Origin of the sequence: Paracoccus sediminicola (assembly GCF_027912835.1) — a bacterium.
Classification (GTDB): Bacteria; Pseudomonadota; Alphaproteobacteria; order Rhodobacterales; family Rhodobacteraceae; genus Paracoccus; species Paracoccus sediminicola.
Map to the genome: position 1 here is coordinate 1101191 of NZ_CP115768.1, position 22243 is coordinate 1123433.

The window sequence follows — 22243 nt, forward strand, 5'->3', positions numbered from 1 at the left end:
GGATATTCCGTGACACTTGCCACTCCGATCCGCCCCGAGACGGGCCTCAATTCATTGGGTTTCGCGAAATCCCCCGCAAAGACCCGCGTCGTCGTAGCGATGTCGGGCGGCGTGGACAGCTCTGTCGTGGCCGCGCATCTGGCCGAGCAGGGCTATGACGTGATCGGGGTGACGCTTCAGCTTTACGACCACGGTGCGGCGCTTGCGAAAAAAGGCGCGTGCTGCGCGGGGCAGGACATCCACGACGCCCGCCGCGTCGCCGAACGGATCGGCTTTCCGCATTACGTGCTGGACTACGAGAACAAGTTCCGCGAATCGGTGATCGACGAATTCGCCGATTCCTATCTGGCCGGTGCCACGCCCGTCCCCTGCATCCGTTGCAATGAGCGGGTGAAATTCCGCGATCTGCTGGAAACCGCCCGCGATCTCGATGCCGATTGCATGGCGACGGGTCATTATATTCAGCGCAAGATGGGGCCGAACGGTGCCGAGCTGCACATGGCCACGGATCAGAATCGCGATCAGAGCTATTTCCTGTTCTCGACCACGCAGGAGCAGCTCGACTTTCTGCGTTTTCCGCTCGGCCATCTTGCCAGCAAGGCCGAAACCCGCGAGATGGCGGCGCGATACGGGCTGTCGGTGGCGGATAAGCCGGACAGCCAGGATATCTGCTTCGTGCCGAACGGAAATTACGCCGCGGTCATCGAAAAGCTGCGTCCCGGTGCGGCCGATCCGGGCGAGATCGTCGATATGGACGGCAATCTGCTTGGCCAGCATCGCGGCGTGATCCATTACACGATCGGCCAGCGGCGCGGGCTTGGGATCGGCGGGCTCGGCGATCCGCTCTACGTCGTCAAGCTCGACCCGGACACGCGCCGCGTCATCGTCGGGCCGCGCGAGGCTCTGTCAACGCGGATCGTGCCGGTGGCGGAGGTCAACTGGATCGGCGACGGCGCCTTTGACGGTGTCGAACGGCAGGTCTCGGTCCGCATACGCTCGACCCGTCCCCCGCGCGAGGCGATCCTGCGCGCCACGGGACCGCGCTCGGCCGAGGTGGAGCTTCTGAATCCCGAAGAGGGTGTCAGCCCCGGACAGGCTTGCGTGTTCTATGAAACCGGCAGCAGCCGCGTGCTCGGCGGCGGTTGGATTCAGCCGCGCCGCTGAAGGCACCTTAGCACCGAGCGCGCCGCGCGCAGCCCCGGCGGCGGGCCGCCCTCGCCCAGACGTTTCATGGTCAGCGCCATCGCGTCAGCCTGCGCGGCCCGCGTTTCCGGGTTCTCCAGCAATTGCAGCAGCGCCCCGGCGATCTGGTCGGGCCGACAGTCGCGGCCCAGAAACTCCGGCACGGCGCGGGTGTCGCTGACCAGATTGACCAGCGTCACCGTATCGGTTTTCAGCAACATCCCGATCAGCCAGCGAGACAGCGGCGCCATGTCATAGGCGATCACCATCGGCACGCCATTCGCCGCCAGTTCGAGGCTGACCGTCCCGGATGCGGCAAGCGCCAGATCGGCCGCGCGGAAGGCGGCACGCTTGTCGGAAGGGTCCTCGACCACGATCGGCGCGGTCGGCCAGCGGCGGGTCATGTCGCGCACCATGCGGGCCACGCCCGGCACCGTGGGGATCACCACGCGCAGCTCGGGGATGCGGTCGCGCACCCGGATCAGCGCCTCGTCGAAATGCGGCGCGAGCCGGGACACCTCGCCCTTGCGCGATCCGGGCAGGCACATGACCAGAGGCGCGTCGGAAGCGATGTCATGGGCCTCCCGGAAGCGATGCGCCTCTTCGACGCTGGCGCGGCGCTCGGCCACCACCGGATGACCGACGAAATCGCAGCTCATCCCGGCGGCTTCCATATAGGGCGGCTCGAAGGGCAGCAGGGCCAGCACATGATCCACGGTCTTCGCCATCTTCGCCGCGCGGCCCGCGCGCCACGCCCAGACCGAGGGCGCGACGTAATGGATCACCTTGCCCTCGAAACCCAGATCGCGCGCCGCCCGCGCCACGCGCAGGCAGAAATCGGGGCTGTCGATGGTTATCAGGGCATCGGGCCGGGTTTCGGCGACGACAGCGGCGGTCTCGGCGATGCGGCGCTTGAGATGGCGGTATTTGGGCAGCACCTCGGCGATGCCCATCACAGACAGCTCATCCATCGGAAAGCGGCTGTCGAGCCCCTGCACCTGCATCTCGGGACCGCCGATACCGTCGAATTCCGCCTCGGGGGCGAGAACACGCAGCCCCGACATCAGCGCGCCACCCAGCTTGTCGCCAGACATTTCGCCCGCAATCAGGAAGAGCCGCATCCCGTCCATCCTATGCCCCGCAACCTCAGGTGAAACCGGCGAGCCGCTAGCGCGCCCATAGGAAAACACCCGCCGCGCGGGCGCGTTCCACAGCTTTCTCGCGTTCCAGCAGAATAACGCCGCCTGCCTCCCATGCAATCCCCGCCAGACCGGCCCGCGCGGCCTGCAACACCGTGTCCGGCCCGATCGAGGGCAGATCGATGCGCCGGTCCTGTTCCGGCTTGGGCGCCTTCCACAGCACACCGCGTGGCCCGTTGGGGCGCGGGCGCATGTCCCGGTGGCGGGCGACGAAATCCAGCATCGCCTCGGTGCCCGGCAGCGTCTCGACCGCGAGGCAAAGCCCCTGCGCCGCGACCGCACCCTGCCCGATATCGAGCGCGCCGATCCCGCGCACGATCCGCGCTGCGCAATCGGCGTCGGAAATATCTGCGGCAGTCGGCTCACCGCTGAGCAGCCCCTTGCCGGGCACCAGATCGGGCGCGATCTCCTGCGTTCCGGCAACGGAGAAGCCGAATTCTTCGAACAGGGCGATCACCTCGCGCAGCGCGGCATCGTCGCCGGATTGCATCGCGGCAAGGATGCGCGGCACAAGCCGCGCGGTGCGGGGATCGAAGGCTTCGGGATCAAGGCGCGGGCGACGCACGGCACCGGCGAAGGTGACACGTTCGACGCCCTGTTCGGCCAGCCAGTCGAAAAACGGCACCAGCCGTTCGAGCCGGAAGCTCCGATGCGGCATCTCGGGCGCGAAACCTTCCAGCGCGGCCACGACCGGCTGATCGAGCAGCCCGGCAATGACCGGGGCGAGCCGGCCCTGACCGGCGATGATGGCGGTGCGGCTCATAGCGGTTTCAGGAAGCTGCGATCGGAGGGACCGAGGATGAAATCGAGCATCTCGGTCGCCATGTCGCCGTGCTCCTGCCCGGACAGGGCGCGGGCATGGTCGCGAAATGCACCCTGGGTCAGTTCCGCCAGAAGCTTGCGCAGCTCGGCGATCTCGGCGCGGCTGGCACCCCGGCGCTTCAGCCCGACGAGGTTCAGCCCGTCCAGATGCGCGCGCGGACCTTGCACCAGACCGAAGGGCAGCACATCGGCGGTGACCATCGACAGCGCCCCGATCATCGCGCCGCGTCCGATGCGCACAAATTGATGGATACCGGAAAGACCGCCGACGATGACGTCGTCGCCCAGGTGACAATGACCGGCCACGGCGACCGAGTTCACGAGGATCACCCTGTCGCCGATCTGGCAGTCATGTGCGACATGGCTGCCGGCCATGAACAGCCCGTCATCGCCGATCCGGGTGACGCCGCCGCCGCCCTCGGTGCCGGGATTCATCGTGACATATTCGCGGATCCGGTTGCGGGCGCCGATTTCCAGCCGCGTGTCCTCGCCCCTGAATTTCAGATCCTGCGGATCCTGCCCGATCGAGGCGAAGGGAAAGATCACCGTCTCTTCACCGACCGAGCTATCGCCCGCGATCACCACATGGGATTTCAGCTCGACCCCGCGCGCCAGCCGCACCTGCGGCCCGATCACGCAGAACGGGCCGATGGTGACATCCGGACCGATCTGGGCGCCGTCTTCGACGATGGCCGAGGGGTGGATCCTGGCATCAGCCATCCGCATCGCCTTTGGCCGGCGGATCCATCATGGCGGTGAACTCGGCCTCGCAGGCGAGTTCGCCATTGACGGTGCCGCGCCCGGCGAATTTCCAGATCTTCCCGCCGCCGCGCTTCACTTCTACCGCGAGTTCCAGCACGTCGCCCGGCACCACCATCCGGCGGAACTTGACCTTGTCGATGGCCATGAAATAGGTCTTCATCCCGCGATCGGCCAGATCGAGACTTACCCCGACCACCACAGCCGCGGTCTGCGCCATCGCTTCGACGATGGTGACACCGGGCATGACCGGCTGGCCCGGGAAATGGCCCTGAAAATGCGGCTCGTTGAAGGTCACGTTCTTGATCCCCACCCCCGATTCATGCGGCACGATATCGCGCACGCGGTCGATCAGCAGGAACGGGTAGCGATGCGGAATGATCCGCTGGATCAGGCCGATATCGGCGTCGGATGTCTGGGTCTCGGCCATGATGGATGCCTTTCGCAATGGGTTGGGAACGGTGCTAGCAAAGCGTGGGGCGGATTGGCAAGCAGCGGCAGGACCGGCTAGCCGCGCCGGCGGCCCTCCAGCAACCAGCCGGTCAGCATCGCGCCGGCGATCAGCGCAAGCCACGCCCATCCCGGCAGCAGCGGGCTGCGCGACAACCCGGTCACCGTCTCGGCCTCGCGCGCGGTCAGCCCGATCCAGTTTCCCGCAACACCGCGCCCTTCGGCCGGTCGCCCCTCGGCGATGCGGCGCAGTTCCGGGATGCCATCCGCGAGACGCTGAATGCTGCCCCCCGAGTTTTCGGTCAACCCGGCCAGAGCGGCGGGGTTGGCGACCGTGCGGTCGAATTCGCGCGGGGCGGCGGGACCGATGGCGATCGAGCGGACCAGATCGCCCTGCCGCACCGTATAGAGCCCCGGCGCGGGTGCGGTGAATTGCCCGCTGGCACGTCCCGGGCCGGTTTCCTCCAGCGCGATCTCGGCGGTCTCGCCATCGGGGCCGGTGATCCGCGCCGGTCCCTCGATCTCAACCAGGCTGCGGCGCGTGATCTCCATCCCCAGCCCCGGCAGGCCGCTGAGCTCCAGCGCTTCTTCCTCGAGCTGCGGCTCTTTCATCGACCAATGCGCGACCCGCCGCATCAGGTCGAGCTGCGGACCGCCGCCCTCGAAGCCGCGCCCCCAGAGCCAGAGCTGATCCGACGCGATCAGCGCCACGCGCCCTTCTCCTTCGCGGCGCAGCATGAGCAATGGCTGGCCGTCGGCGCCGGTCATGGCGACGGTCGCATCCGGGGTTGGCGATGTCTCGATCATGCGCAGCCAGCGCCCCCAATCCGCGTCCGAGGCCAAGCCATCTGCGGCGGGCGCGCCGGGCAGGTCCTCGGTGACCGGGTGGCGGCGCCCCTCCTCGGTGAGTTCGGGCCGGAACGGCCGGTCGATCACGCGCCCGGTGGGCCGCGCGGGCAAGACCCGCCCGAGAGCCGAGCGCGCGATGCTGTCCACCCCCGCAAATTCCGGACCGGCAGAGACCAGCACCGCGCCGCCTTCCTCTACATAGCGGCGGATATTGTCGTAATATTGCGGCAGAAGGATGCCGCGCATACGGAAGCGGTCGAAAATGATGAGATCGAAATCGGCGATCCGCTCCATGAATAATTCCTGGGTCGGAAAGGCGATCAGCGCCAGCTCGTTGACAGGCACACCGTCGAATTTCTCGGGAGGGCGCAGGATCGTGAAATGGATGAGATCCACATTCACATCCGATTTCAGAAGGTTACGCCAGGTTCTTTCACCCGGATTCGGCTCTCCCGAAACCAGCAAAACGCGCAGACGGTCGCGCACCGCATTGATGCTGAGCGCTGCCTGGTTGTTCAGCGGGGTCAGTTCCCCCTGCTGTGTCTCGACCGAGAGCAGGACCACGTTGCGCCCCGCCGCATCAAGCGTCACCGGCAGTTCCACGCTCGTGCCCGGGGTCACGGCGACGGTCGCGATCTCTTCGCCGTCGAGCTGCGCCGTCAGCGTCATCGGGCCAGCCGACGCTGAGGGCACGGCACCGTCATCGGCGATATGGAGCCGGATGACGCTCGGCTCGCCGATCAGGGCGAAGCGCGGCGCCTCGTCAATGACGATACGGCGATCCCAGTCCTCGGGCGCGCCGGTCTGCAACAGATGCACGGGCGCCGGGGCGTCCTGCGGCATGGCGGGCTGGTCATGGGCCAGCCCGTCGCTGACCACCACCGCCCCGGCCAGCCGGCTGGCGGGCTCGGCGGCGATGGCACGCGACAGCGCCGCCCCGAAAAGCGTGCCATCCTCATCATCGCCGACCGTGATGCGGCGGATCTCGGTATCGGGCCATGTGGCGAGGCTTTCTTCCATCGCGGCAAGCGCCGCATCGCTCTGCGCGCGGCGGCCGGGCAGGTTCTGGCTGGCGCTCTGATCGTCAACGAGCAGAACGATATCCGAAAGCGGCTGCGACGTGCCGCGTTCCAGAGAAGGCCCGGCAAGCGCCGCCGCGATCAGCAGCAGCGTCGCCCCGCGCCACCACGCCCCGCGCAGCCCGCGCCAGCGTGACACGGCCGCGACCGTCACTGCCAGAAGCGCAATCGCCGCGGCCACCCAGCCCGCCGCCGCGCCGATCAGCGGGGCGAGGATCGGGTCCAGCACAAGGCCGTTCCAGCTCATCCGCGCTCCTCCATCCGCAGCCGGTCGAGCAGGGCCGGAACGTGGATCTGATCGGATTTATAGTTGCCGGTCAGCACATACATGATCAGATTGACGCCGAAGCGATGCGCCATTTCGCGCTGTTCCTCGCCGTCGATCCCGGCCCCGACCGCGTATTGCGGCAGGCCGCGATCATCCACCGCCCAGGCCTCGGCCCAGCCATTGCCGCCGATCACCACAGGAGAAACACCGTCATTGACCGTCCCATCCTGCGCGGTGCTCGCCTCGACCCAGACCTCGCCCTGGGCATAGCGTCCGGGCATGTCGTCCAGCAGATAGAAGCTGCGGGTGAGGACGTGATCCTCGGGCACGGGTTGCAGGGGCGGCATGTCGAGCGGCCCGGCCAGGCGGCGCAGATCCGCCGAACTGTCCGGCCCGGTCCCCGCGAGATCGGAATCGCGCGTGTCGAACAGGATCATGCCACCGCCGCGCAGATAGCGGTTCAGCGCCAGATAGGCGGTGGCGGACAGCTCTGGCTGGGCGCTGCCGATGGGCCAGTAGATGAAACTCAGCAGGCTGAGATCGGCAGTTTCGAGATCGACCGCCACCGGCGGCGTCGGCTCGACCGTGGTGCGTGCGGTCAGCGTGGCCGAAAGCCCGGTCAGCCCGGAGCGCGAGATCTCGTCCAGCTCGGGATCGCCGGTCAGCACATAGCCGAGGGCGAACTCATTGGCGGCACGGGCCAGATCGGGATCGACCTCCTGCGCGCGCGGCGGCGGACCTGGCAGGATCATCAGCGCCGCGATCAGCGCCGCCGCAACGCTTCCCCGGCGCAGCATGACCGAGCCGAGCATGTCGAGGGTCAGCGCCACCGCCGCGGCGAGCAGCAACCAGCCCAAAAGTGGCAGACCGGCGGCCTGACGCGATTCGACCGCAGCACCGGGCCAGCTCGCCGCGATGATCGGACCACCTGCATTCAACGCAGCATAGCGCTCGCCCGAGGCATAGATCCCGGCAGGCAGCCCCGGCGCAGCGCCTTGTTCGAGCGCCGCCGCCTCGACCGGTGCCGGGTCCCGCGCCTCCGTCAGCCGCCCGGCGCCGTCCAGAACCCGCTCAGCGGTCCAGAACCCGTCGCGCGGTGCGGCATCGGCGGGTGCGGCGGCGCGGCCTGCCGTGGCGATCAACCGCTCCATCATCTGCACGAAGAGCCCGGAAATCGGCAGCGAAGACCAGTCCGCATTCGCCGTGGCGTGAAACAGCACAAGCTGCCCCTCGCCCATCGCGGCCCGCGTCACCAGCGGCGTGCCGTCGGTCAGCGCGGCAATGCTGCGTGTCCCCAGATCGGGTGACGGCTCGGCCATCAGCTGCGCGCGCACGGTGACATCCTCGGGGATCTCCAGCCCGGCAAACGGTCCTTCGGCATCGAAGCCCGCCACCGGACGCGGCTCGCCCCAGCTGAGCGCGCCGCCCATGTCCCGCCCGCCCGGTCGCAGCCGCACCGGCAGCAGCGGCTCGTTGCCCAAATCGGGATCGGCGGCCATGCGCGGGCCAGCAAAGCGTATCAGCAGCCCGCCCTCTTCGACCCATCGCGCAAGGGTGCCATCCGCCGCCATGCCGGTCTGGTCCATCAGCACGATCACATCGGGACTGGCGGTCAGCGCATCGGAAAGCCCGGCCTCGATCACCCGCGCCGAGCCCTCCAGCGCATTGCGCAGGTAATGCGCGGGCGAGAGCAGCGCCTGGCTTTCGGATGTCGCACGCGCCTCACCGATCAGCGCCACCGCCGGGCGGCGCAGGCGGTCATCGCCCAGCACGACGGCAGCGGCAGAGTTCACCCCGTCGATCTGGAAACGCGTCACCCGGCCCAGCAATTCCGGCGGCAGATCGACGCGGACGGGTCGCGTCACCACGCCCCCCGTTGCCCCTGCGCCTTGCGCCGCCTCGCCCGGAGCGATCCGCGCCAGCTCTCGCGGGATGCCTTGGGGATCGGGGCCGAGGGCAAGGATCTCTGCCGCGCTCTCCGCGCCAAGAGATGCGATCTCCAGCAAAGGTTCGGCACCATCTTCGACCAGATAAAGGGCTTGCGGCGGGATCGCGGGCGGCACCACCCCGACCGGCCCGCGTCTGGCGAGATCTTCAAGCCATGCGGCGCGGTTCGGATGGTCCAGACCATCGCTGAGCCACAGCGTGCGCAGCCGCCCCTCCGGTGTATTTCCAAGCAGCGCCGCCGGGTTTTCGGGATAAAGCCCCGGCCAGGGCTGCGGCGCGGCGGCGCGCAGCGCTGCGGTGATCGACTCGTCGGCGGCAAAGGCCAGCGGCGCATCCCCGCCCTGCCCGTCGGCCAGCAGAACGGCGACCGGACGCCCTTCCGAGGTCGCGGTCGCGGCGGCCCGCAGCGCCCGATTTCGCGCGGCGGGCCAGCCCGACGCGGCGGTGGCCCCTGCATCCATCACGATCAACAGCGCATCGCCCTCTTCCTGCGGCGGGGCGGGACGCCAGATCGGCTGCGCAAAGGCGAGGATCGCCGCCGCAACCGCCAGAATCCTCAGAAGCAGAAGCCACCATGGCGTGCGCCGCGCGACAGGGTTCGGATCGCGCAGCCCGCCAAGCAAGGCCGTGCCCGGAAACCGCACACGCCGCGGCACCGGCGGCAGCGCCCGCAGCAGCCACCACAGCAGCGGCAGCACGGCCAGCGCCGCCAGAACCAGCGGCGCCGCGAAACCTATCGGGCCCAGCATCATCATAGCGCCGACAGCACGCCATGCAGCCAGATCAGCGGCTCGGATACGGGGCGGCCAAGGTCATGCGTGCCAAAAAGCATCCCCGCCTCGCGCGCCATCCGGGCAAGAGCCGCGCGCCGCGCCTCCAGCCGTGCGAGATAGGCCGCGCGCAGCCCATCGGCATCGCGCGTGTCATGGCGCAGCCCGCCCGCCGTTTCGAAGCGGACAGCACCGTCAAAGGGGAACGCCTCCTCATCGGGGTGCAGGAGCTGAAGCATGACTCCGCTCGCCCCGGCATTGGATACAGCCTGAGAAAAGAGAGCCAGATCCTTGTCTTCAATCAGGAAATCGTCGATCAAGATGACGATCTGGCCACGCCGCGCCGCCGCCGGGTCCGGCGCATCGCCATCGCGCCCGGACAGGCCGCGCGCGGCAAGCGCAAAGCTCAGCCGCTCGGCCTGGATATTGCCGCTGCCGGGCGGATCGCCGAGCAGCGACACCCGTTCGCCGGCCCGGATCAGCGACAGGCCAAGCGCCAGCCCGATCAGACAAGCGCGGTCGAATTTCGTTTCGGAGCCGGCCTGACCGGCATAGCCCATCCCGGCCCCGCGCCCGATCCAGATTGCCGCCGTGCGGGCGGTCTGGCGCTCGCGGTCCCGCACATATTGCGCGTCTCCGCGGGCCGAGCGGCGCCAGTCGATGCTGCGCGCGGTATCGGCCTCGTGCGCGGGGCGGTATTGCCAGAAATCCTCGCCGGTGCCCGGACGCCTTAACCCGTGCCCGCCCGGCGCCACCGCAGCGGCGATCGGTCCGCGCGCCAGCGTCAGGGGCGGCAGTGCAGCCGCCGCAGCCTCGGCTCGCGCGCGCAGCATTGCGGCGGTGCTGGCCGTCGCTGGACTCACGCCGCCTGCCGGAACTGGGCGTCACGAATGCGGCCGATCACGGTATCGGTGGTCTCGCCCCGCGCCCGCGCCGCAAAGCTGAGCGCCATGCGATGCCGCAGCACCGGCGCGGCCATGGCATCGACATCTTCCAGCGAGGGCGCGAATCGCCCGTTCAGAACCGCGCGGGCGCGGGTCACCAGCATCAGCGCCTGCGCGGCACGCGGCCCCGGCCCCCAACTGAGCGTCTCGCCCACCCAATCCGCGCCCTCTGGACCGGGACGCAGCGCCCGCACAAGATCGAGGATCGCATTGACCACCGTCTCGCCCACCGGCATGCGACGGATAAGCCCCTGCGCCGCGATCAGCCCTTCGGCATCCATCACCGGATGCGGCGCGCTTTGCGCGACGCCGGTCGTGGCCAGCAGGATCGCCCGCTCGGTGTCGCGATCGGGATAATCGACATCGACCTGCAACAGGAAACGGTCGAGCTGCGCTTCGGGAAGCGGATAGGTCCCTTCCTGCTCGATCGGGTTCTGGGTGGCGAGCACATGAAATGGCTGACCGAGAGGACGATGCGCCCCGCCGACCGTGACCTGACCCTCCTGCATGGCCTGCAACAGCGCCGACTGGGTGCGGGGCGAGGCGCGATTGATCTCGTCAGCCATCAGAAGCTGGGTGAAAACCGGCCCCTCGACAAAGCGGAAAGCGCGCCGCCCATCGGCAGTCTGGTCCAGCACTTCCGATCCCAGAATATCGGCGGGCATCAGGTCCGGCGTGAACTGGATGCGGCCATCGTCGAGGCCCAGCACGGTGGCGAGCGTATCGACCAGCATGGTCTTGCCCAGACCCGGCTGCCCCACCAAAAGCGCGTGGCCACCCGAAAGGATCGCCGCAAAGACCTGCTCGACCACCTCGTGCTGGCCGACGAAACGCCTCTCGACGCTGGATCGCGCCTCGACAAGGCGGCTTCCAAGCGTCAGGATCTCATCAACCAGTTTGTCATCCTCGGCCATGACAATTCTCTCTTGCTGCTCTAGAAACATGAAACCACGGATCGGACGCAGGTGAAATGGGCAAACCGTCCAACGGATCGACTGAGCAAGGGCCGGCGGCAGACCGCGCAGGCGATATCGCCGCCGTGGCCCGCAAACAGGGCACGCGCGGCCCGGCGCCTGTACATCTGTGGGACCCGCCCTATTGCGGCGAAATGGATCTGGTCATCCGCGCGGATGGCAGCTGGATCCATGAGGGGTCGCCCATCGGGCGTCCGGAAATGGTGCGGATGTTTTCGAATATCATGAAGTTCGAGGACGGGCGCCATTACCTCGTCACGCCGGTCGAAAAGATCGGGATCGAGGTCGAGGATTCACCCTTCATCGCAGTGGATGTGGATCTGGGCGATGACGAGATCATCTTTACAACGAATATCGGCGACAAGGCCCGGCTGGATGCGGATCATCCGCTGACCCTCGCCGGAAATGCCGCCGAACCGCGCCCCTATATCGAGATCCGCGGCGGGTTGCTGGCCCGGATCGACCGCAAGAGCTTCTATCGCCTGGCCGAGGCTGCCACTGCCGGGCCGGATGGGCGGCTTGGGGTGCGCTCGGCAGGCGCGTTCTTCCCGCTGGAGATCTGATGGCCCGATTCGCCGCCAATCTTACGCTGCTGTTCAACGAAATCCCCATGATGCAGCGCTTCGGCGCGGCGAAGCGTGCCGGGTTTCAGGGCGTCGAGATCTTGTTTCCCTATGATCTCCCCATCGAGGATCTGCGCCGCGCCGCACGCCGCACCGGGATGGAGATCGTGCTGATCAACTGCCCTCCGCCGAACTGGGCTGGCGGGCCGCGCGGCTTTGCGGCGGTGCCTTCGGCGCGCGACAGGTTCCGGCGCGACTTCGAGCGGGCGCTGCGGCTGTCCGAGGGGCTGCCTGCGCGGCATATCCATATCATGGCCGGCAAGGCCGAGGGCGCGGCGGCGAAGCAGTGCTTTCTTGACAATCTCGACTGGGCCGCCCGCCGCGCGCCCCATGCCAGCCTCACCATCGAGCCGATCTGCCAGGCCAGCATGCCCGGCTATTTCCTGTCGGATTTCGACTTCGCCGCCGAAATCCTGGACCGGATCGGGGCGCCGAATCTGGGGCTGCAATTCGATGCCTATCACGCCCATATGATCACCGGCGACGTTCTGGCGACATGGGAGGCGCATCGCCATCATGTGCATCATGTCCAGATCGCCGGTGCACCGGGCCGCAACGAACCGCGCGAGGGCGATATTGATTACACGGCATTCTTCCGCGCGCTCGACGCGGCGGGGTATCAGGGCTGGGTGTCGGCGGAATACACGCCCCGCAGCACGACCGAGGCCGGTCTGCGCTGGCTGCGTGGCGACCATCACCCGGACTGAGATTGATAACCGAAAATAACGCATATGCGTCAGCGCGTTACAGACCGTTTCTGACGCGCTGCCACAGCTCGGTAATCAGACCCGGCGCAGCGCGATGACGGCATTCAGCCCGCCAAATGCGAAAGCGTTCGACAGCACCGCATCGACCCTGGCCTCGCGCGCCTCGTTTGGCACCACATCAAGCGCGCATTCGGGGTCCGGCTCTTCATAGCCGATTGTCGGGGCAACCACCCCGTCGCGCAGCGCCATGATACAGGCCAAAAGCTCAACCGCGCCGGTGCCACCGATGATATGGCCATGCATCGACTTGGTGGACGAAATCATCAGCCTGTCGGCGTGCTGCCCGAACGCATGGGCCACCGCCGCGCATTCGGTCTTGTCATTGGCCGCCGTTCCCGTGCCGTGGGCGTTGATATAGCCGATCTGCTCGGGGTTCAGCCCGGCATCGCGCATCGCCCCGGTGATCGCACGCTCGGCCCCCTGCGCGGAAGGCATCACGATGTCCTGCGCATCCGAGGACATGGCGAAGCCGACCACCTCGGCCAGAATATCGGCGCCGCGGGCGCGGGCATGATCGTAATCCTCGAAAACGAACACCCCGGCCCCCTCGCCCTGGACCATACCGTTTCGATTGGCCGAGAACGGACGGCACGCATCGCGCGACATCACGCGCAGCCCCTCCCAGGCCTTCACGCCGCCAAAACACAGCATCGCCTCGGATCCGCCGGTCACCATGACCCGCGCCGCGCCCGAGCGGACCATCTGGAAGGCCTGACCCATCGCGTGATTGGACGAGGCGCAGGCCGTCGCCACTGTAAAAGCCGGGCCGCGCAGGCCGAACTCCATCGAGACATGGCTGGCGGCGGCGTTGTTCATCAGCTTGGGCACGACGAAGGGGTGAACCCGGTTCTTGCCCTCTTCATAGACCACCCGGTAATTCTCGTCCCAGGTGTTCAGCCCGCCCCCGGCCGTGCCGAGCACCACGCCCGAGCAGAAACCGAGCTCGCCGTGAAATTCTAGCCCGGACTGCGCGACGGCCTCTTTCGCCGCCAGAAGCGTGAACTGGGTAAATTTGTCGTAAAGCAGGATCTGCTGGCGGTTGAACCAGGTTTCCGGCTGCCAATCATGGATCTGCGCACCGATCTGGATGGCGAGACGGTCCACGTCGCGAAAATCGAGCTGGCTGATTCCGCAACGCCCCTCGCGCAGCGCCTCCATCGTGGTTTTCACGTCGAGCCCGAGCGCATTGACCGTGCCCATTCCCGTAATGGCCACGCGGCGAGGCCCGTATCCCGCCGGGCGCGCGGGGGGCGGCGTGTCGGGGCCGGCCTTGCCGTCCGTCGCCTTCGCGGATTTCTCTTTCAAGTCCTTGTTTTTCTTCGCGCTCATGCTTTCTGCGCCACCAGTTTCTCAACCGCGGCGATGATCTTGCCGATGCTGGAAATATCGAACTCGGATTTCTCGGGTTCGTTGGCGTTGAAGGGGATGGTGATGTCGAACTCCTCTTCCAGGGCGAAGATCGAATCGACAAGCCCGAGACTGTCAATGCCGAGCTCCTCGGGGGTCGAGCCGTCAGTGACCTGCGCGACGTCCAGCATGGCCTGTTCGGCAATGATCTCTCGGATACGGTTGCGGATGGCTTCGGTCATGGGGTTCTCCGGTCTGGTCAGGCCTTGTCCAACAAACTTGTAACAGTTTTCTGAAGCTTGGCGACCTTTTCAGCCAGTCGCGGCAGGCGGCGCGCGGCGCGGTCCATCTCCATTCTCGTGGTCATCTCGACGGCGGGCGAGCCGAGGATCACGCGCCCGGCCGGCACCCGGCTGAAGATCTTCGTGGCGCCGCCCGCGATCACATCATCGCCCACGGTGATATTGTCCGAGACGCCGCATTGCCCCGCCAGCACCACCCGGTCGCCGATCACCGACGACCCCGCGATACCGACCTGTCCGCAGATCAGGCAGTCATCGCCGACGATCACGTTATGGCCGATATGAACGAGATTATCGAGCTTGGTGCCGTTGCCGATCCGCGTCGCGCGGATGGTGCCGCGATCAATGGCCGCCCCCGCCCCGATCTCGACATTATCGCCAATCTCGACAGTGCCGAGCGAATGAATTCGCTCCCATGACTGCTTCCTGATTTCCGCGCGTTTTCCAACGGTTCTGCGAATTTCCTCGACGCCTGATTCCTCCGGCGTCACGAAAGAGAACCCGTCCGAGCCGATGATCGCGCCCGGCTGGATCACCACATCGTCGCCGATGGTGATGCCGTGCTGGATCCGGGCGCCTTGCAGGATCAGCGCGCGGGCGCCGATCTGCGTGCCTCTTGCGATGGAGACATGGCTCGCGATGCGCGCTTCCGGCCCGATGCGCACATCGGCGCCGATCACGACGAAGGGACCGATCGCCGCGCCCTCGGCGATCTCGGCGCCAGGGTCGATCACCGCGCTGTCATGAATGCCGGGCGCAATGTCGGGGCCGGGATCGAAGCTGCGCGTCAGACCGGCCATCACAAGGCGCGGGCGCGGTGCAAAAATCGCGGCGGCGAGACCGTAATCCTCCGGGTTCATCCCCTGGGCGAGGATCGCCGCCGAACCGGGCTTCAGCGCTTCTGCGTATTTCGGCGCCATGGCAAGCGCGATCTGGCCGGGGCCGCATTGGGCAGGCTCTGCCGCGCCATGCACGCGCATCGCCCCATCGCCCCAGAGCTGCGCATCAAGCGCGCGGGCGAGATCGCTGATCGTGACCTCATGCATCGCGGTCTCCTTTCGCGGAGAGATCTAGACATCCGCGCCCCGCAACGCCAGCCCCCGCCGATCGAATCGCCGGTCAAATAACCATGACAGCACGCAGTTGCGGCCTAGCTTCCGGCCTCGGCAGCCTTCCGCATCGCCTGCCACAGCGTCGCATCGCGCCCATACACGTCACGATAGGTCCGCAGCCCGCCATCCGGGCCCGGAAGCGCGGTGAAATAGACCAGATGCACCGGAAGCGGCTCTTTCAGCTTGATCCAGCGCTCCTCGCCCTGATCCAGCACCCGCTGGAAATAACCGCGCGGATCGTCGCTGTTGCTCCGCAAGAGCTGATAGGCCAGATCGAAGGGATCGGCGAGCCGCACGCAGCCATGCGACGCGGCACGGCTGGAATTGCTGAACAGCCCTTTGGCCGGGGTGTCGTGCAGATAAATATTGTACTTGTTCGGGAACATGAACTTCACCCGGCCAAGCGCATTATCCGCCGACGGCTTCTGGCGCAGATAATAGGGGAAGTTGCTGCCGGTATATTTCCCGAAATCGATATTCTCGCGTGAGACCTTGCGCCCCTTGCGGTCAACCACCTCGAGATGGGAAACGGCATTCCGGTCCGCCTTGAGTTTCGGCAGATAGGATTCCGCCGTGATCGAGCGCGGCACATTCCAATAGGGGTTGGGAACGACGAACTCCATCGTGTCGCTGAATTCTGGCGTCTCCCAATCGGGATCGGGCTGGCCGACCACGCTGCGGGTCTGGAATACGGTGTCGCCGCCCTCGCGGATCTCGACGATATAGCTCGGGATATTCACCCAGATCATGCGGGCATTGAGGTCGTGCCCGTTGAGCCAGCGCATCCGCTCCATCGCGATCATCAGCCGCCGGGTTTGCGGCCCGGTCGTTGTGCCGTTCAGCTGCGCCAGGGTTTTCGGCCCGGCCACCCCGTCGACCGGCAGCCCCGCCGCATCCTGATAGCGGGACACGGCATCGGCGAGCGAGTCGTCGAAAAGCTGCTCATCCCCCGCAGCTTCGCTGGTAAAACCGATCGCCGCCAGCCGGGCGCGCAGATTTGCCACGTCGGGCCCGCTCACACCGCGCTTGTAAAGCCCCTCGGCCACTTCGGGCGTGCCGGCGGGCGCCACGAGACGCGCCTGATCGGACAGCATGTCCTTGAGGCGGAGATAGGTCGGGTCCTGCGGCGGCAGTGTGTCGAGCGCGCGCGCCGGATCGCCACGGGTGAACTGATCGAGCAGCGCGGCCATATCCACAGGCACGACCTGGCGCTTGTTCATGGAATCGGTGCGGCTCGGCTCGACAAGCCCGTTCGAGACATCGTCGGCCCATCGCGACAATGCCCGCGCGAAAAGCAGCTCGGTCGCGACATCCTCGGCCTGTCCGGCGCGGGACAGCCCCACCGCGTCATAGCGCGCGGGCGGCAATCCGTGCTCGGGTGCAGTGGCTATGGCGTCGATCAGCGCCGCGCGCCGCGGCGCGGCCTCGGCGCCGACGAAGACGGGCTTGAGCTGATGCGCGCCATAGAAGGCCGATAGCCCCGGATCGGGCGCGACCTCCTGTGCGAGACGCATCTCGAATTCAGAGAAATCCAGCTTGGGCGCGGGCATGGCGGCCGCGGCCAGCGGCACAACGGAGGCGAGAAGACCGATACAGCCTGCTCGCCAAAGGCGATTCGTTGACTCGTTCACGTTTTGACCTCTGCTCGGGTTTTTTCTTTTCTTGTGGCAGTGCTGAACAATTAGGTCCAGTCAACCCGTCGTGGGGTCGCAATTTGGAATGATTTGCTGGCTGAACCGTGTTCATCACATCACACATCGGCGGATTTTCGCTTATCATAGCGCATTTCTGCCGGAACCGGAACGAAATGGTTTCGAGCCGCGACGGTCTGGTGACATAGTGTTAACCAGTCCCGGTTAGAAGGGACACAGCCACCGCATCGTGGTGAGTTAAGAAAAGCAGGACAGGCGATCTGAAATGACATTTGACATCACCCGCCGCGGCATCATGGGTATTTTTGCCGCAACCACAGTCGCAGCCGCGCCCGTGGCCAGCAACGCTTTCGGCATATTGCGCCGCTCTGGCGATTACCGCCGGATCAGCATGTATTCGCCGCGCACCGGCGAAAGCATCGACACCGTCTACTGGATCGACGGGAAATATATCCGCGACGCGCTGAACGAGATCAATTACTTCATGCGCGACTGGCGGAGCGGTCAGGCCATCGGCATCGACCCCCGCACCATAGACATCGCGACCGCCTCGCAGCGTCTGCTGCGCACCAACGAACCCTATATGATGCTGTCGGGCTATCGCTCGCCCAAGACCAACGCCATGCTGCGTTCGCGCTCTTCGGGCGTGGCGCGCAACTCGCTCCACATGAAGGGCCAGGCGGCGGATCTGCGGCTGAAATCGCGCTCGGTCAATCAGATGTACAAGGCCGCGCTCGCCTGCAAGGCTGGCGGTGTCGGCAAATATTCCCGCTCGAATTTCGTGCATATGGATTGCGGCCCGATCCGCAGCTGGGGCGCCTGATCGTCACAGCCCGTCTTGCGAAACGGCCCGCCCCGATGGCGGGCCTTTTGCTTTGCAATGGTGGCTGACGGGAAAGCCTGCCAATCTCGGCACAGCTTGATCTCAGTGGAGCAAGGCACCGTCCTGCCCCGCCAACTCGTCGATGACCTGACGCCAGAGATCCGCCGGCTGCGCGCCGGACACGACATGGCGATTGTCGAGGATGAAGGTCGGAACCGCCCGGACCCCGCGATCTCGCGCATGGGCTTCGCGGGTCAGCACCTCTTCACGATCGGCGTCGCTTCCCAGGAGCCGCGCGATCAGCTGACCGTCCATCCCTGCCGCGGCCCCGATTCGGGCCAGTTCCCCATGATCCGAGATGTCGCGCCCTTCGCGCCAATGCGCCTGCATCAGCCCGCTCATCACCGAGTCCTGCGCCGACTCGATACCCGCCCAATGCAGCAGCCTCAGAGAATCGAGCACCGGCGGCACGCGCGAGATCGCCGCCATGTTGATCCATAGACCAAGCCGCTCTGCAGCTTCGAGCACCGGCTTGTTCGCAGCAATGATCCCGGCCTCGTCGCCGAACTTCGCTTTCATATAATCGACGTGATCCATCCCGCCCGGCGGCAGATCCGGGTTCAGCCGGAACGGATGCCACGTCACCACGACGGAATGATCCGGGCGCGACGCAAGCGCCTGATCCAGCTCGGCCTTGCCGATCAGGCACCAGGGGCAAGTCGGGTCGGCGAAAATATCGAGACTGGCCATGACGGATCTCCGCTTGAGGGAAGGCCGCCTCTAGCGCATTCAGGCGCGAATTGACAGAGTGCAAGACAGACGCAGCCGCGCGAACTTCGCGCCAGCAGAGATATCATGTCTTGAAAAAGCGCCGCAGATGCGCGGCGGACACACGGGAAGCAGGTCGGATGCCCGCTTCCCGCGCAGCTCTCAGAGCAGTTTCAGATCCGAGGCGGATTCGCGCCCGTCGCGGCCCGCCTGAAGCTCATAGCTGATTTTCTGGTTGTCTTGCAGCCCGGTCAGCCCGGCGCGTTCCACGGCGGAAATATGCACAAACACATCTTTCCCGCCGGTGTCGGGTGCGATAAAGCCGTAGCCTTTGGTGGTGTTGAACCATTTAACGGTGCCAGTGGCCATTCCGTCTCTCCTTCAAGTTTCCCGGTCCGCGGGCTTGCGACCGGGCCGTGCAGCCCTTTCGAAATTCCGGCTGCCCCGTGAAGGGAGCGGTAGAAAGTCATGCTCACGCCTCATCACCTTGCCCGCGCCTGATTAAAACGCAAGAAGTAAACATCGTTCAAAATTACGTGCTGGCTAACGTTTGATGACATCGGCATGATTCAGCCGAGATCGGGCGGAATTGCCTCTTTCGACAGGCTGAGAATCGCGGTTTCGGTGTCCATCGGTTCGCTTCCCTGCCTGTCGAGCCGCCGTAGCGAAACTGTGCCGTTCTCGACCTCTTTCATCCCGATTGCAATTATCGCGGGAACCTTGGCAACGCTATGCTCGCGGACCTTGTAATTGATCTTTTCGTTGCGCGTATCTGCCTCGGCCCTGACACCGGCAGCGCGCAGCCGGTCCACCACCTCGTGCACGTAATCATCCGCGTCCGACACGATCGAGGCGACGACCACCTGACGCGGGGCCAGCCAGAAGGGCAGCTTGCCGGCGAAGTTCTCGATCAGGATGCCGATGAAGCGCTCGAAACTGCCGAGCGTGGCGCGATGCAGCATCACCGGCCGCTGCTTCGAACCATCCGCGGCGACATATTCCGCATCCAACCGTTCGGGCAGGACGAAATCCACCTGATGGGTGCCGCATTGCCAGTCGCGCCCGATCGCGTCGGTCAGCACGAATTCCAGCTTGGGGCCGTAGAACGCGCCTTCGCCCGGATTGATTTCGGGTTCGATCCCCGAAGCGCGGGTTGCCGCCAGAAGCGCGTTCTCGGCCTTGTCCCAGATCTCGTCGGATCCGGCGCGGGTCTCGGGCCGGGTGGCGAATTTCACGCGGAATTCCTCAAAGCCCAGATCCCGGTAAATATTGGTGAGGAATTCGATATAGCGGACAGTCTCGCTCTCGATCTGATCCTCGGTGCAGAAGATATGGGCGTCGTCCTGCGTGAAGCCTCGCACCCGCATGATCCCATGCAGCGCGCCCGAGGGTTCGTAGCGGTTGCAAGAACCGAATTCGGCCATGCGCAAAGGCAGGTCGCGATAGCTCTTGAGACCGGTGTTGAAGATCTGCACATGGCAGGGGCAGTTCATCGGCTTCAGCGCGTTCACGCTTTTGGTGCGGGCATGTTCTTCATCGACTTCGACGATGAACATATGGTCCTGGTAATTCTCCCAATGGCCGGATTCCTCCCACAGACGGCGGGAAACGACCTGCGGCGTGTTCACCTCGACATAGCCGCCCTCGCGCTGGCGGCGGCGCATGTAATCCTGAAGCGTGGTGTAGATGGTCCAGCCATTCGGATGCCAGAATATCTGGCCCGGGGCCTCTTCCTGCATGTGGAACAGCTCCATCTCGCGGCCCAGCTTGCGGTGGTCGCGCCTGGCGGCTTCTTCCAGCATGTGCAGATGCGCCTTGAGATCGTCCTTGTTGCGGAAGGCCACACCATAGATGCGCTGCAACATCGGCCGCGAGCTGTCGCCCAGCCAATAGGCCCCGGCCACATGGGTCAGCTTGAACGCATCCGCCGGGATCTGGCCGGTATGCTGCAAATGCGGGCCGCGGCAGAGATCCTGCCAGTCGCCATGCCAGTACATCCGCACATCCTCGCCCTCGGGGATGCGGTCGATCAGCTCGAGTTTGAAGGGTTCGTTCTGGTCCTTGTAATGCGCGATGGCGCGGTCGCGATCCCAGATTTCGGTGCGGATCGGGTCGCGCGCGGCGATGATCTGTTTCATCTTCGTCTCGATCTGGCCGAGATCCTCCGGCGTGAACGGCTCTTCGCGGTCGAAATCATAGAACCAGCCGTAATCGCGCACCGGGCCGATGGTGACCTTCACGTCAGGCCAGATTTCCTGCACCGCGCGGGCCATGACATGGGCGAGATCGTGGCGGATCAGCTCCAGCGCCGGGTCGCTGTCCTTCATCGTGTTGATGGCGATGGCGCCGCTGTCATGGATCGGCCAAGCCAGATCGATATGCCGCCCGTCGAGGCTGGCCGAGATCGCCTTCTTGGCGAGGCTCGGCGCGATCGAGGCAGCGACCTCGGCGGCGGTGACCCCGGCGGGGAAGTCGCGCGAATTGCCGTCGGGAAATGTCAGGGAAATCTGGCTCATGGCCTTCTCCTCGTCGGTTTGGCGCCCACGGAACGCCCGGTTGCGGGTTATGTCGCAAGGCGGGATGCGCGGAAAACGGCGCGAAGTCAACCGCCCTGTCCACCGCCCTTCGGCTCGGCTTCGGGCAGCGCGGCGATCCTGCCTGCGTAGCGATGCTCGGCCTCGTGCTGCGCCTGTGCCACGCCCGGCAGCTGCAGAAGCCGCGCCATCTCGTCGCGCAGCGCCGCGCCGTAGCGCGACTCGAAGCGCCGGTCCTCGATCCGGGCGCGGGCGAATTTGCGCCAATAACCGTCATCCCAGCGCGGCGCGCCCGGCCTGCCCGCGGGCTCTGCCCCGTTGCCGCGCAACGCGCGAAGGCGGAAACTGTCCGGCGTCTTGATGGGATAGTGCTGATACCAGCCTAACCCGTGCGCGATCCGCTTTGGCCGGAAATGCCGCAGATGTTCCCAAAGCCGCGCATTGGGAACTTTCATCAGGCTGCCATCGCCGCGCATCGCCGTGATCGTCTCGCCGCCGCGATAGCCGACCGGGTGATGGTTCTGGATGCCGCGCCAGCGCCCCCCGCCCCGGCTGAGGCTCTTGACCGGACCGTTTTGCGGGCTGTCCGCCGCCACCCGTTGCGTAAAGCGCGCGGTGACGCGGCCGGGATGCCAATGCGGGTCGTCGGGGTCAGTCCCGAAGCTGAGCGCGCTCAGGCAGATGACATCCACCTCTGGTCCGGCTTGCGCGGTCAGGTCGGCGACGCGCCCGGCGCCGGTCGTGACATAAAGAAACTCGTCCACATCGAGCGCCATGATCCAGTCGGCCCGGTCCAGCCCGAATGCCTCGCGCATCGTGTCATAGGCCTTGCGCTGCGGACGTTCCCCCGGCGCGACGCGGTTGTGGGTGTGGGTGATCGCCCCGGCAGAGGCGAGCGCCTCCAGCAAAGCATCGGTTCCGTCGCTGCAATCATTGCTGGCGACATGGATCTCGTCGAACCCGATGGCGCGGTGATGGGCAATGAATTCGAGCGCGAAGGGCCCCTCATCCTTCATCGCGCTCATCAGCACATGGCGTTGCGGCATGGTGTCTCCCGGCGGGCGGCTTGCCG

General features: G+C 66.1%; 20 protein-coding genes. 4 read left to right on the top strand and 16 right to left on the bottom strand.

The window, feature by feature from the left end; all coding sequences use genetic code 11:
* Positions 1–9: 9 nt before the first annotated feature.
* Positions 10–1164, top strand: coding sequence for a tRNA 2-thiouridine(34) synthase MnmA (gene mnmA / locus PAF18_RS05450; RefSeq protein ID WP_271117594.1), 1155 nt, complete (start codon positions 10–12; stop codon positions 1162–1164).
* Here mnmA and lpxB read toward each other — a convergent pair.
* From lpxB to PAF18_RS05490, 8 genes are all read right to left on the bottom strand, one after another.
* Positions 1149–2303 carry a lipid-A-disaccharide synthase gene (lpxB, locus tag PAF18_RS05455; protein ID WP_271117595.1) on the bottom strand — a complete coding sequence of 385 codons (1155 nt, stop codon included), beginning with the start codon at positions 2301–2303 and terminating at the stop codon, positions 1149–1151. The genes mnmA and lpxB overlap by 16 nt on opposite strands.
* Before the next feature lie 46 nt (positions 2304–2349).
* Positions 2350–3144: an LpxI family protein gene (locus PAF18_RS05460; protein ID WP_271117596.1), complete on the bottom strand. Its 795-nt coding sequence runs from the start codon at positions 3142–3144 to the stop codon at positions 2350–2352.
* Positions 3141–3923 (bottom strand): acyl-ACP--UDP-N-acetylglucosamine O-acyltransferase, encoded by a 783-nt coding sequence (lpxA, locus tag PAF18_RS05465; protein ID WP_271117597.1) that lies wholly within the window; start codon positions 3921–3923, stop codon positions 3141–3143. Before lpxA ends, PAF18_RS05460 begins: the two co-directional genes overlap by 4 nt.
* Positions 3916–4392, bottom strand: a complete 477-nt coding sequence (gene fabZ / locus PAF18_RS05470) for a 3-hydroxyacyl-ACP dehydratase FabZ (RefSeq protein ID WP_271117598.1) — start codon at positions 4390–4392, stop codon at positions 3916–3918. Before fabZ ends, lpxA begins: the two co-directional genes overlap by 8 nt.
* A 77-nt stretch (positions 4393–4469) precedes the next feature.
* Positions 4470–6587: a hypothetical protein gene (locus PAF18_RS05475; RefSeq protein WP_271117599.1), complete on the bottom strand. Its 2118-nt coding sequence runs from the start codon at positions 6585–6587 to the stop codon at positions 4470–4472.
* Complete coding sequence (locus PAF18_RS05480; RefSeq protein WP_271117600.1) at positions 6584–9310, bottom strand: DUF4159 domain-containing protein; 2727 nt, start codon at positions 9308–9310, stop codon at positions 6584–6586. The genes PAF18_RS05475 and PAF18_RS05480 overlap by 4 nt, the downstream gene beginning before the upstream one ends.
* Positions 9307–10158 (bottom strand): DUF58 domain-containing protein, encoded by an 852-nt coding sequence (locus tag PAF18_RS05485; protein WP_271117601.1) that lies wholly within the window; start codon positions 10156–10158, stop codon positions 9307–9309. Before PAF18_RS05485 ends, PAF18_RS05480 begins: the two co-directional genes overlap by 4 nt.
* Positions 10159–10184: 26 nt before the next feature.
* Positions 10185–11183, bottom strand: coding sequence for an AAA family ATPase (locus tag PAF18_RS05490; RefSeq protein WP_271117602.1), 999 nt, complete (start codon positions 11181–11183; stop codon positions 10185–10187).
* Positions 11184–11239: 56 nt separating this feature from the next.
* On the opposite strand from PAF18_RS05490, the gene PAF18_RS05495 reads away from it, so the two are divergent.
* Complete coding sequence (locus PAF18_RS05495; protein WP_271117603.1) at positions 11240–11806, top strand: DUF1285 domain-containing protein; 567 nt, start codon at positions 11240–11242, stop codon at positions 11804–11806.
* Positions 11806–12573: a hydroxypyruvate isomerase family protein gene (locus PAF18_RS05500; RefSeq protein WP_271117604.1), complete on the top strand. Its 768-nt coding sequence runs from the start codon at positions 11806–11808 to the stop codon at positions 12571–12573. Before PAF18_RS05495 ends, PAF18_RS05500 begins: the two co-directional genes overlap by 1 nt.
* Positions 12574–12648: 75 nt before the next feature.
* Here PAF18_RS05500 and PAF18_RS05505 read toward each other — a convergent pair whose 3' ends face one another.
* The 4 genes from PAF18_RS05505 to PAF18_RS05520 form a co-directional block, all read right to left on the bottom strand.
* Positions 12649–13962, bottom strand: a complete 1314-nt coding sequence (locus PAF18_RS05505) for a beta-ketoacyl-[acyl-carrier-protein] synthase family protein (RefSeq protein ID WP_271117605.1) — start codon at positions 13960–13962, stop codon at positions 12649–12651.
* Positions 13959–14222: an acyl carrier protein gene (locus tag PAF18_RS05510; RefSeq protein WP_271117606.1), complete on the bottom strand. Its 264-nt coding sequence runs from the start codon at positions 14220–14222 to the stop codon at positions 13959–13961. The genes PAF18_RS05505 and PAF18_RS05510 overlap by 4 nt, the downstream gene beginning before the upstream one ends.
* Before the next feature lie 17 nt (positions 14223–14239).
* The gene (lpxD, locus tag PAF18_RS05515; protein ID WP_271117607.1) at positions 14240–15328 is read right to left on the bottom strand and encodes a UDP-3-O-(3-hydroxymyristoyl)glucosamine N-acyltransferase; all 1089 of its coding nucleotides are present in this window, start codon (positions 15326–15328) and stop codon (positions 14240–14242) included.
* A gap of 104 nt (positions 15329–15432) precedes the next feature.
* Positions 15433–16965, bottom strand: coding sequence for a L,D-transpeptidase family protein (locus PAF18_RS05520; RefSeq protein WP_271117608.1), 1533 nt, complete (start codon positions 16963–16965; stop codon positions 15433–15435).
* 346 nt (positions 16966–17311) lie between these two features.
* Between PAF18_RS05520 and mepK the strand changes: the two genes are divergently transcribed.
* Positions 17312–17869: a peptidoglycan L,D-endopeptidase MepK gene (mepK, locus tag PAF18_RS05525; RefSeq protein ID WP_271117609.1), complete on the top strand. Its 558-nt coding sequence runs from the start codon at positions 17312–17314 to the stop codon at positions 17867–17869.
* A gap of 102 nt (positions 17870–17971) precedes the next feature.
* Here mepK and PAF18_RS05530 read toward each other — a convergent pair whose 3' ends face one another.
* The 4 genes from PAF18_RS05530 to PAF18_RS05545 form a co-directional block, all read right to left on the bottom strand.
* Complete coding sequence (locus PAF18_RS05530; protein ID WP_271117610.1) at positions 17972–18619, bottom strand: DsbA family oxidoreductase; 648 nt, start codon at positions 18617–18619, stop codon at positions 17972–17974.
* Positions 18620–18799: 180 nt separating this feature from the next.
* Positions 18800–19006 carry a cold-shock protein gene (locus tag PAF18_RS05535; protein WP_090521677.1) on the bottom strand — a complete coding sequence of 69 codons (207 nt, stop codon included), beginning with the start codon at positions 19004–19006 and terminating at the stop codon, positions 18800–18802.
* A gap of 200 nt (positions 19007–19206) precedes the next feature.
* Positions 19207–21153 carry a threonine--tRNA ligase gene (gene thrS / locus PAF18_RS05540; protein ID WP_271117611.1) on the bottom strand — a complete coding sequence of 649 codons (1947 nt, stop codon included), beginning with the start codon at positions 21151–21153 and terminating at the stop codon, positions 19207–19209.
* A gap of 86 nt (positions 21154–21239) precedes the next feature.
* Positions 21240–22217, bottom strand: a complete 978-nt coding sequence (locus tag PAF18_RS05545; RefSeq protein ID WP_271117612.1) for a glycosyltransferase family 2 protein — start codon at positions 22215–22217, stop codon at positions 21240–21242.
* Between the last annotated feature and the right edge of the window lie 26 nt (positions 22218–22243).